Raw genomic sequence first — 1,871 nt, forward strand, 5'->3', positions numbered from 1 at the left:
GGAAATAGCGGTCAATTGGCATCGGGGCAGGATTTAGTCTTTAGCGTGACGGGGGATGTGACCAACAACAAAACGGGTTTAATTTATGTGAAGGGCAATGGTGCTTTACAAGTTGATGGGGCTTTGTTGAATGATTTTGGCACTATAATGGCAGAAGGTGATTTATCTTTCACCAATGCAGATGGCAGCGGAAAAAGCCTTTCCCTTGTTAACAAAGCGGGCTTTATTCAAGCTGGTGGAAACTTAAATATCCAAACCAACACTCTAAAAAACGAAGCCGATAGCACGCCTGTCATCACAGAAAAAACGGAATATAGCGATATTTCTTTCGAAAAACCAGAGGATTTTCATGGTAGCGGAGATGGATTGTTATATCACAATACACAGCAAGATCTTTGGGGAAAAGGGCACATTGAAGAGCCAGACTCAATTCTTGGTGTTAACATCGAGCATACATTATTTAGTTTGGACGAAGTACTTTTTGATAATAAGGAAGGATCATACGGCAAAGCAACATTGAAAGATGGAACAGTCTACAAGGCTTTTACTTGGGTAAAAGGACGGGCGCATGGTAGAGATCATATGCAGACATATAAATGGAATGGTTCTCGGCGGAAGGCAGGAGGGGGCTGGTCAATAAACGAAAATTGGTCACATATGACAGAAAAGACTGTCACACAAGCATTTTCGCATAAACCAACTGTTTCGGGGGTAATACAATCTAGTGGCAATCTCATCATTAACGCTGATACCATTGACAACCATTATAGCTCTATAGAAGCAGGGGGAAATGCCGATATCCACGCTGGTGTGCTGACCAATCTGGGTGCAACGGCTTATAAAAAAACTTATCTGGGTTGTAATGCCAATACCCAGGATGGTTATTGTTATGGCTATAAAGCTGATGGAAGCCGCGATGTTTCTTTAGATATAGCCGATGGCAAGGATCGCCATACTGGTTCAGAAGCTCTTGATGCAGCTCCTGGTCTTGTCCAAGCGGGTGGCACGTTGAATTTGGTGGTCGATCAACTCAATAACACGGCAGCGGAAGGTTCCATTACAGGGGATGCGCATTTTAAAGCACAAGCAGTTGAAGGCAATCCACTGGAGTCCTTAAGTGGTTTAACCGGGGCTGGTGCTCTCTTTACACCAAAAGTCGATCTCAATAATGTAGGGGAACTTGCTGAGGGGCTTCCTTTACCAAAGCCCCAATCGGGTGGGGTTGGTGGCACACTGCCCAATCAAAATTTCATTTATGAAACTAGAGCAGAATTCCTTGATGTTGGCAAGTTTTATGGCTCAGCCTATTATTTGAACAGAATTGGTTACAATCCTGACAGAGAGATTTTTTTCTTAGGCGATGCTTATTTCGAAAAGGAATTGATTGAAAAACAAATGCGTGATCTTGTTGGTCAAGGTTTGGGCAAAGGTTCCTTTATTCCTGGAAGTGATGCCATTGAACAAGTCAAAACTTTGCTGGATGTCGGGGCAGAATATGCAAAAGCCCACAATCTCCCCTTTGGTGAGGCTTTGAGTGAAGAACAATTGGCGTCCCTAGAAGCCCCAATGGTGATTTATGTGCGCCAACAGGTCAAGGGCATGGATGTTTATGCACCGGTGCTTTACATCCCCGAAAAAGACAGATCCTCCTTTGTTTCTGCTGGGGCTTTGATCATGGGCGATGATGTCAATATCACCAGCCAAAATACGAGCAATTCAACGATTATCAATTCAGGGCGGATTGCGGCAAACCACCAATTGCATGTGCATGGCGGGGATATCTTTAGTCAAGGGGGGCATTTTGCGGCGGGTGGTGATGCTGTTATCCTTGCGGAGAAGAATATTCGTTTGGATGCAGGGCGCACAACGGT

The 1,871-nt window shown here is 44.5% G+C and carries 1 pseudogene; it reads left to right on the plus strand.

Annotated elements, in window-relative coordinates:
- Positions 1 to 1,871 (plus strand): annotated as a pseudogene (locus tag ACFIMQ_RS09295) (filamentous hemagglutinin); the annotation flags it as partial.

Source organism: Bartonella sp. AD13SXNS (assembly GCF_042196465.1).
Lineage (GTDB): Bacteria > Pseudomonadota > Alphaproteobacteria > Rhizobiales > Rhizobiaceae > Bartonella.